The sequence below is a fragment of the Mycobacterium sp. 20KCMC460 genome, from assembly GCF_022179425.1.
GTDB classification, from domain to species: Bacteria; Actinomycetota; Actinomycetes; order Mycobacteriales; family Mycobacteriaceae; genus Mycobacterium; species Mycobacterium kiyosense.
In genome coordinates, this window is record NZ_AP025524.1 from 4,670,442 (window position 1) to 4,685,360 (window position 14,919).

Here is a 14,919-nt window from a genome sequence, read left to right on the forward strand (position 1 = left end):
GTCGAACTCAGTAGCGGGCCACTGAATACCCCCGACACCGGCGCGCGGTACTACTTAGCGACCGATACGTCGGCCTTCACGTCATCGCCTCGGCCCAGGCGATATGTCCTTCAAAGCCAAGCGATTTCGCCCTCTCGCGATAGCGCTGCACCATGTCCCGGTAGGCGACCTCGTCGCCGCGGGCGCGGGATTGCAGCGTGCGCAGGCGTAGCAGCAGGACGTCGAGGGCCGCCGAGCCTTGGGCTGCCGGCAGCTTCGCCAACCGATTAATCGCCTCCTGGGCTTCGACCACGTCACCCTCGGTGCCACGCTCCAGCAGCGTCTCTACCAAAACTCCAACACCCCAGATGCCATAGAAGACCTGGTCTTGCTGATGCAGCTGGTCGACAGCCTGGCGCAGCACTGGAATGGCACCATCGCGGTCGCCACGCCTGGCCCTTGCCCAACTGGCCCAGACATCAACCACGGGCAGCAGGAAGAGAACACCCTCGCGCAGCCAAAGTTCGCGGGCGCGAATCATCAGTTCCAGCCCACGATGACCATCGCCCGCGGCGTTGCGATTCAGCAGCGCGACGGCCAACACGTACTCGGCCAAGCACAGCGCGAGATCATTGCTGGCCGCCGCGGCGGCGTGCACCGCCTCCTCGCTCGCGCGCACCGCCGAGTTCTCAGCCCGGAGCACCCCGTATTGGATCGCGAAACCATACGTCCAGGCGACGATGCCGGCGCGGGCGGTCGGATCGCTGTGCCGGACCATCGCGAGGGCGTCGTGGATGTCTTGACGCCAGCCGGGACGGTCCAACCACCACCGAGCAGCGCCCCGAAATGCGATTGCGGCCGCCAGCGGTGATCCCATCCCGAACTCGGCGCCCTTGGCGGGGTCGCCGGCGGCAAGATCGATAATGGTCTGGGACCATCGCAACGTCTTGCCGAATTCACCAGCATCGAACCAGATGCAGAACGTTGAGAACGCCAACCCCACAGTCGGGCCGGGATCGCCGATTGACTCGAGCAGCGCCACTTGTTCGGATGCCAGGCGCGACGCTTCACGCGTGTGCCCACCGTAGAGGAACTTGGCAAGCAGTCCGCTCATGCCGATGGCCAGCGAGATCGTGTCGCCGGCCGCGTTGCACAACTCGCGTAGCTCCGAGTAGCGGGCCGCGCTTTCCTCGAGTTCTCGCCCTCGCCATGCGATGGCACACAGCATGGTGCGAGGGGCGATGCGCATGGGCAACTTGCTGGGGTCGTCGGCGGGCAGTCCGTCGGCGATGCGGCGGGCCCGTTCCCAGCTGCCTGCGGCGGCGTTGAGATCTCGGTTCATTGACCAGGCGCCGGCGCGCATGTGCCAGCCACAGGCTGCGTGCGGCGCGTCGGCGGCCTCCCAATGTTCGGCGATCAGCGTTGCGTTCTCTTCAATCGATCCCGGTTCACCCTCTTCGATCGCGGCGGCCAGACGCCGATGCCATTGGGCGCGATCGGATTTCAGCTGCGATTCGTAGGCCACCGCGTGGATTAGCGGATGGTGAAAGGCGTACTCCGCGCTCGGGGTGAATCGCACCTGATCGATCAGCTCCGCGGCCAGCAGCTCATCGAACACCGGATCGATTCCCAGCGCAGTCAGCAACCACGTCTCGAAGCGCGCCCCGATCACCGACGCCGCCTGCAACGTCTGCCTGGCCGGGCCGCTCAGCCGGTCGACGCGCGCCGCGATGGCCGCCTGCACCGTGGCCGGCACACTCAGTTCGGCGACACCCGCGGAACAGACGTAGCCACCGCGTTCGCCGGCGAGCACGCCGCGCTGGGCCATCTCGCGCACCATCTCCTCGGCGAAAAACGGATTACCGGCACTCCGCTCGGCGATGATCGCCGCCAGCTCGGCAACCGAGGGATCCGCACCCAGCAGCTCGCGTACTAACGCCGCGGTAGCCGAATCATCCAGTGGGGCAAGCGCTATCGTCTGCGCTGCGGGCACCCTGCTAAGCGCTCCCTGATATTCGGGACGATAGGTGATCAGCGCCATCGACGGACTGCGCGGGAAGACTTTGAGGAAGTCGGCGATCATCGACTCGCTGGTCGCATCGATCCAGTGCGCATCTTCGATGATGTACAACGCCGGCTTGATGCGCGCCGACGCCACCGTATTGATCAGCGCGGTCAACCGGCGCCGCCGCGCATCCGGGTCGATCTGCGGCAGCGCCACCTCGGGGTCGCCGATAGCGAGCAGATCCTCGAGTAGCAGCAGATCTTGCGGGTCGGCATCCGGGACGTGGTCCCGGATCCGGGCGCGGGCGGTGTGGCCGTCCAGCTCGGCCACACCCATGGCCGCCCGCAACAGTCCGGTCACCACTGCGAAGGGGATGTCGCTGGCATGCGACTCGCAGAAGCCCCAGAACACCTCCACCCCTCGATTGGCGGCCTGTGCCGCAACCTCGCGGGCCGCCCGGCTCTTGCCGATCCCCGGCGGACCCACCACACCAACGACACCACCGCGGCCAGCAATTGCGCGCTCGACCATGGCCTCGAGTGCCGCCATTTCCCAACGTCGACCGACCAGGATCGCCTCGTCGCGCCCGGCCACCCTCTGCCGCGGGCGAATCGCCACCAGCCGGCGCCCGCCCACCGGTTCGTCGCCCCCCTTGATGCGCACCCACTCCAGTTCGCCCAGCAGCGCGGCGTGTTCAATGAGCCGGGCGGTGGACTCCGACAACATCACCCCGCCGGGTGGTGCCGCCGATTCCATTCGCTGGGCAAACCCGACCGCCTCCCCGGTCGCGGCATACCGTGGCGTCCTCGAACCGATGTCACCGGCGATCACCCGACCCGAATTCAGACCCACCCGCAATTGCAACGCCACGCCGTCCCGGCGACCCACCTCGGCCGCCAACCGGCTGGCCTCCTCCTGGATCGCCAACGCAGCTAAACAAGCACGAAAAGCATGATCCTCCAACGCAACCGGGGCACCGAACAGCGCCATCACCCCGTCGCCGTTGTATTCGACCGTCCCGCCGTAACGCTGCACCACCCCCGCCGAACGCTCCACGACGTCGGTCATGATCTCGCGCAACCGCTCGATATCCACGGCGGCAGCGAGGTCCATCGACCGCACCACGTCGGCGAACAACACGGTGACCTGCTTGTACTCCGGCGTGTCACCCGATACCGACGTGGGCGCACCGCACTCGTCACAGAACTTGGCATCTCGCCGCAGGCCAGTGCCGCACGACCCGCACGCAGTCATCCGAGCACCGCCGATCTAGGGTCCCGAACCCTCTGTTTGCCCAAGGATAGGGTGCGAGCAGACGCAAACGCACCCGTTTCGGCACGAAATGGGGAGAGCTTTTGCGTCTGCTCGCGCTAGAGGGTGACCTCTTCGAGTTTGCCGGTCGCCACGTCGAAGACGAATCCGCGCAGCGAGACATGCTTGGTGACGAACGGGCTGTTCTCGATGCGGCGCAACGACTGCCGGACGTCTTCGGCCACATCGGGGAAGGCCTCGGCCGCCCACGGCGGTTTGACCCCGATCTCGTCTTGGATGCCGCGCTTGAAGTCGTCGTCGGTGAAGGTGAGCATGCCGCAGTCGGTGTGGTGGATCAGGATGATCTCCTGCGTGCCGAGCAGCCGCTGGCTGATGGCCAGCGACCGGATCGCGTCGTCGGTGGCCACCCCGCCGGCGTTGCGGATGACGTGCGACTCCCCCTCGTTGATGCCCAGCACCCGGTAGACGTCGATCCGGGCATCCATGCAGGCCAGCACCGCGATGTGTTTGCTGGGCGGCAACGGCAGCGGCCCTTTGAAGGAGCTCGCGTATTGAGCGTTGTTAGCCAGGTAGTCGTCGGTAACCGTCACGCAAGTCTCCCTCGGGTTTGCCAGGCGGATCGCTGCCGGGCTGGAGGCTAACAATTGGGGGCCCGAAATTCACTAGTGCGGCTCAGTGGGATCGCAATGTCGTAAGGCGCCGTTACCGCCACGCCGCGCCCGCATCGCTACCCTGTCCCAATGCGACACGGTGCTACGGCATGACGCGGTTCCTGCTGCGCCGGGTGCTGAAGTACCTCGTGCTGCTGGCGCTGGCGTCCTTCCTGACGTTCTGCCTCACCTCGGTCGCGTTCTCGCCCTTGGAAAGTCTGATGCAGCGCAACCCGAGGCCACCGAAGGCCGTCATCGACGCCAAGGTCCACGACCTCGGGCTGGATCGCCCCATCCCGATCCGCTACGTGAACTGGGTCTCGCACGCGGCCCACGGCGACTTCGGCAAGACGGTCACCGGCCAGCCCGTGGCGACCGAGCTGTGGCGCCGCATCGCCGTCACGCTGCGGCTGCTGGTCATCGGCTCGGTACTGGGCACCCTGCTGGGCGTGACGCTCGGCGCGTGGGGCGCCATCCGGCAGTACCGGGCCAGCGACCGCCTGGTCACCGTATTCGCGCTACTGCTGCTGAGCACGCCGACGTTCGTGCTGGCCAACCTGCTGATCATGGGCGCGTTGCGGACCAACTGGGCGTTGGGTTTCCAGCTGTTCGACTACACCGGGGAGACCTCCCCCGGTGTGGCCGAGGGGTCGTGGGCCGCCGTGGCCGACCGGTTGAAACACCTGGTGCTGCCCACGCTCACGCTGCTGTTGTTCAGCGCCGCCGGCTACAGCCGCTACCAGCGCAACGCGATGCTTGACGTGCTGGGACAGGATTTCATCCGCACCGCCCGCGCCAAGGGGCTGACCCGGCGCCGGGCATTGGTCAAGCACGGGTTGCGGACGGCGTTGATTCCGATGGCGACGTTGTTCGCCTACAGCGTGGCCGGCCTGTTCGGCGGCGCCGTCTTCGTCGAGAAGATCTTCGGCTGGCACGGCATGGGGGAATGGACGATCCGGGGGGTGGCCACCCAGGACACCAACATCATCGCCGCCATCACGCTGTTCTCGGCGACCGTCACCTTGTTGGCCGGCCTGCTCTCCGACATCTTCTACGCGGCACTGGATCCCCGGGTGCGGGTGTGATGGCGGCCACCGTGCAATTCACCTCCCGCCGCACCCTGGTGCTGCGCCGATTCCTGCGCAACCGGTCTGCGGTCGTGGCACTGACCCTGCTGGTGTTGTTGTTCATCGGCTGTTACGCACTGCCGCCACTGCTGCCCTACTCCTATCGCGACCTCGACTTCAACGCTTTGTTGCAGCCGCCCAACACCCGGCATTGGTGGGGCACCAACGCGATCGGCCAGGACGTGTTGGCCCAGACGTTGCGGGGCATGCAGAAGTCAATGCTGATCGGCGTCTGCGTCGCGGTGATCTCGACCGGCATTGCCGCCACCGTGGGGTCGATCGCCGGCTACTTCCGGGACTGGCGCGACGGGATGCTGATGTTCGTGGTCGACCTGATGCTGGTGGTGCCCAGCTTCATCCTGATCGCCATCGTCTCACCGCGAACCAAGAACTCGGCCAACATCTTTGCCCTCGTGCTGCTGCTGGCCGCCTTCAGCTGGATGGTCAGCTCCCGCATGGTGCGCGGCCTGACCATGAGCTTGCGGGAGCGCGAATTCATCCGCGCGGCAAGGTATATGGGCGTATCCAGCCGGCGGATCATCACCAACCACATTCTGCCGAACGTGGCGTCCATCCTGATCATCGACGCCACGTTGAACGTCGGATTCGCCATTCTGGCCGAAACCGGATTGAGCTTCCTCGGTTTCGGTGTGCAGCCTCCCGACGTGTCGCTGGGCACCCTGATCGCCGACGGCACCCAGGCGGCCACCACCTTCCCGTGGGTGTTCCTGTTTCCCGCCGGGGTGTTGGTGTCGATCGTGTTGTGCGCCAACCTGACCGGCGACGGGCTGCGAGACGCGCTCGATCCGGGCGCGAGAACCCTGCGGCGCGGTACGCAATGAGTCCGCTGCTCGAGGTGACCGACCTGGCCGTCACTTTCCCCACCGACGGCGCACCCGTGACCGCGGTCCGGGGTATCAGCTACCACGTCAGTCCCGGCGAAGTGGTCGCCATGGTCGGCGAATCGGGGTCGGGTAAATCCGCTGCGGCGATGGCTGTGGTTGGCCTGCTTCCCGAGTACGCCAGAGTCGGCGGCTCGGTGCGGCTGCACGGAAACGAGCTGCTGGGCCTGGGCGATGAGGCGATGTCGCGCTTTCGCGGCAGGTCGATCGGCACGGTGTTCCAGGACCCGATGTCGGCCCTGACGCCGGTCTACACAGTGGGCGATCAGATCGCCGAGGCAATCCGGGTGCACCAGCCCACCGTCGGGAAGAAAGCCGCTCGCGCGCGGGCCGTGGAACTACTCGAGCTGGTCGGTATCGCCCGGCCCGACGAGCGCGCCCGCGCATTTCCGCACGAGCTTTCCGGCGGTGAACGCCAACGAGTGGTGATCGCCATCGCGATCGCCAACGACCCCGACCTGTTGATCTGTGACGAGCCCACCACCGCGCTGGACGTGACCGTGCAGGCCCAGGTCCTCGACGTCCTGAAGAAGGCCCGCGACGTCACCGGTGCCGGGGTGTTGATCATCACCCACGACCTGGGCGTGGTCGCCGAGTTCGCCGACCGGGCGCTGGTCATGTACGCGGGCCGGGTGATCGAGTCGGCCGGTGTCGACGACCTTTATCGCGACCGTCAAATGCCTTACACCATCGGCTTGTTGGGTTCCGTTCCGCGCCTGGACGCCCCACAGGGCACCCGGCTGGTGCCGATACCGGGTGCTCCCCCGTCGCTGGCCGGGCTGGACCCGGGGTGCCCGTTCGCGCCGCGCTGCCCACTGGTCATCGACGATTGCCGTAGCGCCGAACCGGTGCTGGTGGAGGTCGCACCCGATCACCGAGCCGCCTGCATTCGCACCGATGCGGCCGCCGGGCGCAGCGCCGCGCAGATCTACGGCGTCGAAACCGCCAAAGGCGAGGCGGTGTCCGATCATTCGACCGTGGTGGTGCGGGTGCGTGATCTGGTCAAGACCTACCCGCTGACCAAAGGCGTGCTGTTGCGCCGCACCGTCGGCGAGGTCCGCGCCGTCGACGGCGTCAGCTTCGAGCTGCAACAAGGCCGCACGCTGGGCATCGTCGGCGAGTCCGGGTCGGGCAAATCGACCACGCTGCAACAGATCATGGAGCTCGCCGCGCCACAGTCGGGTTCGATCGAGGTGCTCGGCACCGATGTCACAACTCTTGGTGCAGCGGGCCGGCGGTCATTGCGGCGCGACATCCAGATCGTGTTCCAGGACCCGGTGGCCTCGCTGGATCCGCGGCTTCCGGTCTTCGAGCTGCTAGCGGAACCGTTGCGGGCCAACGGTTCCGACAAGGGCAGCACCAACGCCCGGGTCGGGGAGCTGCTCGACATCGTGGGCCTGCGCCGCGCCGACGCCAACCGCTATCCCGCCGAGTTCTCCGGCGGCCAGAAGCAACGTATCGGCATCGCGCGGGCCTTGGCCCTGCAGCCCAAGATCCTCGCCCTCGACGAGCCGGTGTCCGCACTCGACGTCTCCATCCAGGCCGGCATCATCAACCTGCTACTGGACCTCCAAGACCAGTTCGGATTGTCCTATCTTTTTGTCTCCCACGACCTTTCGGTGGTCAAACACCTCGCCCACCAGGTGGTGGTGATGCTGCGGGGCGCCGTCGTCGAGCAGGGCGACAGCCAGCAGGTGTTCGGCAATCCGCGACACGAATACACCAAACGACTGCTGGGCGCCGTGCCGGGAGCAAGCCATGGGTAGCCGCGCAGGTGCGCCGCCCGGGACGCCGGGCCGCCGAAGCACGCCGCTCCTGAAAATGTTGTGCGCTCTGCTGGCCGGCGCCTTGCTGCTGTCCGGATGCGCGACCGGCGGCCAACTGACGCCGGCCGGTCACGGCGCCATCGGCACCGCCAGCGACGTCAACCCGCAGGATCCCGCCACCCTGCGCGAGGGTGGAAACCTGCGGCTCGCGCTCATCGACTTCCCGCCGAATTTCAACATCCTGCATATCGACGGCAACTCGTCGGAAGTCTCCGGGATGATGAAGGCCACTCTGCCCAGCGCGTTCATCATCGGAGCCGACGGCTCCACGCGAGTCAACACCGACTACTTCACCAGCGTCGAACTCACCGGAACCGACCCGCAGGTGATCACCTACACCATCAACCCCAAAGCGGTGTGGTCCGACGGGAGTCCGATCACCTGGCAGGACATCGCCAGTCAGATACACGCCACCAGCGGATCCGATGAGGCATTCGCCATCGCGACCACCAACGGCGCCGAGCGAGTCGCGTCGGTGACCCGCGGGGTGGACGATCGGCAGGCGATCATGACCTTCGCCAAGCCCTACGCCGAATGGCGGGGCATGTTCGCCGGCAACGGCATGCTGTTGCCGGCCACCCTCACCTCGACTCCCGACGCTTTCAACAAGGGCTGGCTCGACGCGCCGGGCCTGTCTGCCGGCCCGTTCATCATCTCGACACTGGATCGGGCCAAACAGCGAATCGTGTTGACCCGCAACCCGAGATGGTGGGGCCGGACGCCGCGCCTGGATTCCATCACCTATCTGGTGCTCGACGACACGGCGCGGCTGCCGGCGCTGCAGAACAACACGATCGACGCGACCGGACTCGCCTCGCTCGACCAGCTGATCATCGCCGAACGCACCAAGGGCATCGCCATCCGGCAGGCACCCGCGCCGGTCTGGACACACTTCACCATGAACGGCGCCAACGGATCGATCCTGCAGGACCCGGCGCTGCGCCTGGCCGTCTGCAAGGGCATCGACCGCAAGACCATCGCCACCGTCGCGTTGCACGGCCTCACCGCCGAACCGGTGCCGTTGAACAATCACGTGTTCGTCGCCGGCCAGGAAGGCTATCAGGACAACAGCCTGCCCTATGACCCCGAACAGGCCAAACGAGATCTCGACGCGCTGGGCTGGCGACTGAATCCCGATACGGGCATCCGGGAGAAGGACGGTCGGCAGCTGGTGGTGCGGATGCTGTTCTACGAGGCGCAGAGCACCAAGGTGTTCACCCAGATCGCCCAGCACAGCCTCGGTGAGATCGGCGTGAAGCTGGACCTGCAATCCCGTTCCGGCAGTGGGTTTTTCCGTGACTACGTCAATGTCGGGGCGTTCGATATCGCGCTGTTCGGCTGGGTGGGCGACGCGTTCCCGTTGTCCGGGCTCACCCAGATCTACGCATCCCACGGCGAGAGCAACTTCGGCAAGATCGGCAGCCGGGAGATCGACGACGCAATAGAACAGACGCTCGGTGAGCTCGATCCCGGTAAGGCGCGCGCGCTGGCCAATAAGGTCGACCAGCTGATCTGGGCCGAGGGGTTCAGCCTGCCGCTGACCCAATCGCCGGGCCCGGTGGCCGTGCGCAGCGACCTGGCGAATTTCGGTGCCCGCGGCCTGGCCGACCCGGACTTCACCGCGATCGGCTTCACGCGCTGACGCGCCTGCGCCCGTCAGCCCCGGATCAGGTCGGCGGCCTTCTCCCCGATCAGCACCGACGGGGCGTGCGTGTGCCCGCGGATCGTGCTCGGCATCACCGACGCGTCGGCGATGCGCAGCCCGTCGACTCCGCGGACCCGCAGTTGCGGATCGACCACGCTGGCGTCGTCGCTGCCCATCCGGCAGGTGCCCATCGGGTGATAGAGGGTGTGCGAGCAGGTGTTGAGGGCCAATTCGAGGGTGGCGTCATCGAGTTCGGTGCTGTTGCGTGGTCGCACGACGGACCCGAGGACGTCTCGCAGCGACGGGGCCTGCGCAATCTCGGCGCATATCCGCAGCCCAGCCATCATCGCCGCCCGGTCCACGCCGCCCGGATCCGACAGGTAGCGCGGGTCGATGACGGGCTTGTCGTGGGGGTCGGCGGAGCGCAGCGTGATCTGGCCCCGGCTCTGCGGTGCCACCAGAATCGGGCCGAACGCCACACCGTGCCCGGCCGGCGGCACCAGCGCCTCGTCGTAGAACGGCGCCGGGGCGAAGATCAATTCCAGGTCGGGCAGGTCCAGGTCGGCGCGGCTCCGGACGAATCCATATGCCTCCCCGACGTTGGAGGTGAGCATCCCGCGCCGCCGCAGCAGATAGCTGATCAGCTGCCGGGGCTTTTCGGCGGCGAACAGGCTGCCGTCGGCGACGTCGAAGCCCAACGGCGTCACCAGGTGGTCGATCAGGTTCTGGCCGACTTCCGGTGCGTGCCGGACGATCTCGATGCCGTGCTCGTCGAGATGATCACGGTCGCCGATCCCGGACAGCATGAGCAGTTGCGGGGTGTTGACGGCACCGCCGCACAACACCACTTCGCGCCGGGCGCGGATTACCGACGTGTGACCGGCCCGCTGGTATTCCACGCCCACGGCGCGGTTGCCGTCGAACAGGATTCGCGTCGCGGCGGCTTCGGTGAGCAGGGTCAGATTCTTGCGGCTCATCGCCGGCTTGAGGTAGGCGTCGGCCGTGCTGCACCGGGCGCCCCGGTGCTGCGTGACGACTGTCTCGCAAAATCCTTCCGGTGCAATGGAATTCGGCTGGGCAGCCGGGTAGCCGCACTCACGGACGGCGGACAGCCAGGCCGCGGTCAGCGGTCGCGGGCTGCGTTGGCGGGAGATGTGCAGCGGGCCGATGACGCCGCTGTCCTCGCCGCTGACGAAGTGCCACGCCGCGCTGACGTTCTCGATGCGACGGTAGTACTCGAGCACCTGAGCCGCCGACCATTGCGGATCGGCGAGTCTGCCCCACTCGTCATAATCGGCGCCGAAGCCGCGCACCCACATCATCGCGTTCATCGACGAGCAGCCGCCGAGCACTTTGCCTCGCGGCCAATAGATTTCGCGTCCGTCCAACTCGGGCTGCGGCTCGGTGAGGTAGTCCCAGTCGACCTCGCTGCGGAACAGCTTGGAGAACGCCGCCGGGATCCCGATGAACCGGTTGGTGTTGCCGGGTCCGGCCTCCAGTGCCGCCACCTCGGTGGCCGGGTCGGAACTGAGCCGATCGATCAGCGCGGCACCGGCCGAGCCGGTGCCGACCACCACGTAGTCGCGCTGCATCTCCATCGCAGGGCCGAGTCTAGGCCGGTCAACCCCGAAGCACTATGCGCTGAGATCGATGCGATGCGCGCCCGTGACACCGGCGTACCGGGCGGGGCTGCAGGTCAGCACGATCACCTGCCCGTGCGCGCCCACGGTGTCGAAGACCTCACTCATCTTGGCCAGCCGGTCCGGGTCGGTGAAACCGAGCGCGTCATCGACCACCACTGGAACGGTGTCCTCCTTGGCGACCAGGGCCGCGCCGGCCAACCGCGCGAGGATGCCGAGTTGTTCCTTGGCCCCGCCGGACAATGACTCGTACGGCACGGTGACGCCGTTCAAGGTCCGGCTCTGGATGCGCAGCGCGCTGTCGACCTCAACCTCGAACGTCGGCCCGAACACTGGACGGCCGAGTCGTTGCAGTTCGGTGCGGTAGGGCTGTACATAACGCAGCCGGCTGGTGTCGCGGTGGCGCGTCATCACCGAGCGCAGCAGCTGAGCAGCCCGGGCGCGATCGCCGATCCGCGCGTGCTGCCCGGCGGCGTGCTCGAGTTCGATCTGTGCAGCGTCGAGCTTGCCTTTGCGTCCCTCGCTGCGCAGCACCGCAAGCTCGATGCCGATTTGGTTGAGCGCGGCGACGGACTCGCAGTGGCGCTGGTGCAGCGACTCGGCGGCCTCGGTCGCCGCGGCGAGCTCGGCGGCGATCGAGTCCGGTGCCGCAGCGGCCAGCGCCTGGTTCAGCTCGGCCACGCGTAACTCAGCGACCCGCGCCGCGTGGCCCTGCGCCTCGGCGGTGGCGGCGAGCGCATCGTCGGAGACCGCGGCCCGTTCGGCCGCCAACTTATCAGCGGCCGCCTCGAGCTCGGCGCGCCGGGTGGCCACGCTGCTGCTCAAAACCGTTGCACGGGTGGTTGTCTCGGCGTGCCGGCGAGCAGCTTCGGCGGCGAGCCGGCGCTGGGTCTCGCACGCCGCCTGCGCTGCGATCCGGTCCGCCTCGGCGGCGTCGCGTTCGGCACGAGCGGCGTTGGCATCGGTGGTGAACAGATCCGGTGCGGCCGGTTCGCGGGCGTGCAGCTGGCCCAGCCGGGCGCGCAGCGCGTCTGGTTGCTCGTCACCACACAACGCGGCCAGGGTCGCCGTCAGCCGGTCGCGCTCGCCCCGCAGTTCGTGGCGTCGTCGCTCGACCGCGCGTGCCGCGGTGAGGTCGGCGACCCCGGCCGCTGCCAGGGCTTCGGTCAAGTCACCTTGAGCAGCAACGTGTTCGGCATGGATATCGAGCGTGGTCGCGCCCGGTGTGACGCGGGCGCTGAGCACCCCGGGCACTTCGACGTCGGTGGGGCCGGTGGCAGTGATCTGCCACATCTGCCCCGCCGACAGCGTTACGTGCCGGCCGCCCACGGCAATCTCGATATCGGCGGCCGCAGTGAATTCGACGACGGCGGAGAGCAACTCCAGCTGGCCGCCGATCCGGTCGACGGCGGCTGCGGCCGCTTCTATCCGGCGGGACAACTCGTCGGTCAGCGCGATGCCGGACAGCTCGGTGCAGACCCCGTCGAGCTGGCGCTGCGCCTCGCCGATCCGGTTGAGCCGCCCACTCAGCCGGTCGGCCTCTTCGCGTTCGGCGATCTGGTCGAGAGTGCGCTGCGCGGCTTCCGCGCGTTGCTGCGCCGCCGCCAGGACGGCCGCGGCCTGCTTGGCCGCCTCGTCCTGGGCGTCGGCCTCGGCGGCCGCCACCGCCTGCTGCCGTGTCGCCTCCTGCGCTTCGACCGCCTCCGCGGAGACCGCCGTTGCGCGACTGTCGATTTCAGCGATCAGCGCCAGCCTCGCGGTGTGCGCATCGTGCGATGTGGCGCTGGTGGCCACCGCGGCCGCGGCAACCAGCCTGGCGTCCTTGAGCTGGTCGCGAAGTGCTGCTACCCGGTCCGCGGCAGCCTGCGCGGCGGCCAGGCGCGGGGCGGCGGCACTGCGCTGCCGCGCCAACTCCGCGCTCTGAGCGACCAACTGCGCATGCCGCGCCACCCGGTCATCCACCTCGGCCATCGCCTTGGTGCACTCGTCCACGGCGAGCTTGGCGGCGTCGAGCCGAGAGATCGCGGCGGCCCACTCCCCCGTCGGACGGCCGGTCGGGGTGAAGTAGCGCGCGAACTCGGCATCGATGCGCTCGATGAGCAGCGGCTCGGTACCGCACAGCGCCGCGTCGCCGGCCGAGTCGGCGGCGACGTCGAGTGCCCGCGACAGCGCGTCGCAGCCGGCGAGGTCGACCGCACACGTCGACGCGGCCTGCAAGACCCGTTGGGCGTGCCACAATTCGGTGTCGACCGTCTCGGCCAGCATCGCTCGGACCCGCTCGTGCGCTTCGTCGCCGGTCAGCTGCTCGCGGCGCGGCGCCAGCACCGTCAACTCGGTCTCGGGCCGCTTGTGGAACCGCTTGCGATAGACGAAACGGTAAGGGCCGCTGCTGATCTCGGCGCTGACCTCCGCTCCGACGTCGGCATTGGTCGGCTTGACCTGCTTGACGTCCTTCTTCGTCGAGCGGTCCTTGGACTCCAGCAGCAGGTCCAGCGCCTCGATCATCGACGATTTGCCGATCTCGTTGGCGCCGTGGATGATCACCACGCCCTGGTCTGGTAACTCGATCTCGCGGTGCGTGACGCCACGGTAGTTAGTCATGACCAGCCGGTGCAGCTTCATGCCGCACCCCGATCCGTCAGCCGCAGCAACAGCGCCAGCGCCGCTTGCGCATCGACGGCGTCCGGCGAGTCACCCGCGCGTGCGGTCTCGACCAGTTCGTCGACCGCCGCAGCGGCGAACCCGCCGATCCCGAGGTCGGCGAACTCTCCATCGGCGGGCACCACCGCCAGGTCGGTGTGGCTGTCCCACAGTCCCACCCACGCGAAAAGCCGGGCGTAACGGTCAAGGCACGCGTCAAGTTTCGCGCGATCGGTGACCGTCACCGAACCGGTGAGCGCCAGCCGCACCACGGTGCGTTCCTTGTCGCTCAGCAGATCCAAGTTCACGTCCAGGTCCGCGATGTCACGGTCGTTGTCGACGTGACTGTGCAGCGTGACGAACCGCCAGCGGCCGACATGACGGGCCTCGACCGTCACCGGGCGGCTCGGGTCGGTTTCGTCGATGTCGACGACCAGGACGTGACCGGGGTCGGACTCGACGTCGTCGTAATTGGTGACCTCCGGTGCGCCCGAATACCAGACCCGCCCGCTGGCGCCGACCTGGGTGAGCGAATGCTTGTCGCCCAACGCCACATAGTGGATCACGTTGTCGGACAGCGCTTTTTCTATGCAGTCGAGACGGATCAGCGACGGCTTGTCGCGATCGGGGTCCAACGCGTCGACGCCGCCGTGCGCGACCAGCACCCGGGTGACGTCGGCGCCGGAGAGTCCGTCGAGCGCCTCGGCGACCAAGTCTGTGGTGGGCGCTTTGGACCGCCACGGAGCCGCGACGATTTCCAATCCCGGCCGGACCTCGTGCACACCGGCGCGGTCCAGGACCACAACGTTGGCCGGGCATTCCGTGCTGAACAGCGGACCGCTGTAGACCGACGCCGCGTCCAGCGGATCGTGGTTCCCCGGTAGCAGGTAGACCGGAATCCCGATGGCGCGCATGGCTTCCAGGGATTGACCGATCACTTGCGGGGCCAGCTGGTTGTGCTCGAAGACGTCGCCGGCCACGACAACGAATTCCGCACCGACCTCGGCGGCCAGCGCTCCCAGCCCGGCCACCGCGTCGCGGCGGGCCGCCGAATATCGCGGCTGGGCGTCGCCGGCAAGAAAGTGCCGCGTCATGCCCAGTTGCCAGTCGGCGGTGTGCAGGAACCGCATGGCGTGGACCCCCTTCCGGAATGGTGAAAGCCGATGCCCGGGAGTGTAGGGCGGGGCGCCGACAAGTCCGGGGACGCCGATCGGAGGTTCGGTCCGCAGTCCC

At 67.8% G+C, this 14,919-nt stretch carries 9 protein-coding genes; 4 read left to right on the forward strand and 5 right to left on the reverse strand.

Features of this window, described 5'->3' with window-relative positions; genetic code table 11:
- Positions 1 to 76: 76 nt before the first annotated feature.
- On the reverse strand, positions 77 to 3,238 hold the full coding sequence (locus tag MKCMC460_RS21515; RefSeq protein ID WP_236976925.1) for an adenylate/guanylate cyclase domain-containing protein: 3,162 nt from the start codon (positions 3,236 to 3,238) through the stop codon (positions 77 to 79).
- A gap of 116 nt (positions 3,239 to 3,354) precedes the next feature.
- Positions 3,355 to 3,846, reverse strand: a complete 492-nt coding sequence (locus MKCMC460_RS21520) for a carbonic anhydrase (protein WP_236976926.1) — start codon at positions 3,844 to 3,846, stop codon at positions 3,355 to 3,357.
- Between the two features lie 170 nt (positions 3,847 to 4,016).
- On the opposite strand from MKCMC460_RS21520, the gene MKCMC460_RS21525 reads away from it, so the two are divergent.
- The 4 genes from MKCMC460_RS21525 to MKCMC460_RS21540 are packed head-to-tail and all read left to right on the forward strand — an operon-like array spanning position 4,017 to position 9,403.
- Positions 4,017 to 4,991: an ABC transporter permease gene (locus MKCMC460_RS21525; RefSeq protein ID WP_238304782.1), complete on the forward strand. Its 975-nt coding sequence runs from the start codon at positions 4,017 to 4,019 to the stop codon at positions 4,989 to 4,991.
- On the forward strand, positions 4,991 to 5,875 hold the full coding sequence (locus MKCMC460_RS21530) for an ABC transporter permease (RefSeq protein ID WP_238304783.1): 885 nt from the start codon (positions 4,991 to 4,993) through the stop codon (positions 5,873 to 5,875). The genes MKCMC460_RS21525 and MKCMC460_RS21530 overlap by 1 nt, the downstream gene beginning before the upstream one ends.
- Complete coding sequence (locus MKCMC460_RS21535) at positions 5,872 to 7,701, forward strand: ABC transporter ATP-binding protein (protein WP_236976928.1); 1,830 nt, start codon at positions 5,872 to 5,874, stop codon at positions 7,699 to 7,701. The genes MKCMC460_RS21530 and MKCMC460_RS21535 overlap by 4 nt, the downstream gene beginning before the upstream one ends.
- A 55-nt stretch (positions 7,702 to 7,756) precedes the next feature.
- Positions 7,757 to 9,403 (forward strand): ABC transporter family substrate-binding protein, encoded by a 1,647-nt coding sequence (locus MKCMC460_RS21540; protein ID WP_236976929.1) that lies wholly within the window; start codon positions 7,757 to 7,759, stop codon positions 9,401 to 9,403.
- A 14-nt stretch (positions 9,404 to 9,417) separates the two neighbouring features.
- Here MKCMC460_RS21540 and MKCMC460_RS21545 read toward each other — a convergent pair whose 3' ends face one another.
- The 3 genes from MKCMC460_RS21545 to MKCMC460_RS21555 are packed head-to-tail and all read right to left on the reverse strand — an operon-like array spanning position 9,418 to position 14,816.
- The gene (locus tag MKCMC460_RS21545) at positions 9,418 to 11,004 is read right to left on the reverse strand and encodes a GMC family oxidoreductase (protein WP_236976931.1); all 1,587 of its coding nucleotides are present in this window, start codon (positions 11,002 to 11,004) and stop codon (positions 9,418 to 9,420) included.
- A gap of 36 nt (positions 11,005 to 11,040) precedes the next feature.
- Positions 11,041 to 13,668 (reverse strand): AAA family ATPase, encoded by a 2,628-nt coding sequence (locus tag MKCMC460_RS21550; RefSeq protein ID WP_236976933.1) that lies wholly within the window; start codon positions 13,666 to 13,668, stop codon positions 11,041 to 11,043.
- Positions 13,665 to 14,816 (reverse strand): exonuclease SbcCD subunit D, encoded by a 1,152-nt coding sequence (locus MKCMC460_RS21555; RefSeq protein ID WP_236976935.1) that lies wholly within the window; start codon positions 14,814 to 14,816, stop codon positions 13,665 to 13,667. Before MKCMC460_RS21555 ends, MKCMC460_RS21550 begins: the two co-directional genes overlap by 4 nt.
- Between the last annotated feature and the right edge of the window lie 103 nt (positions 14,817 to 14,919).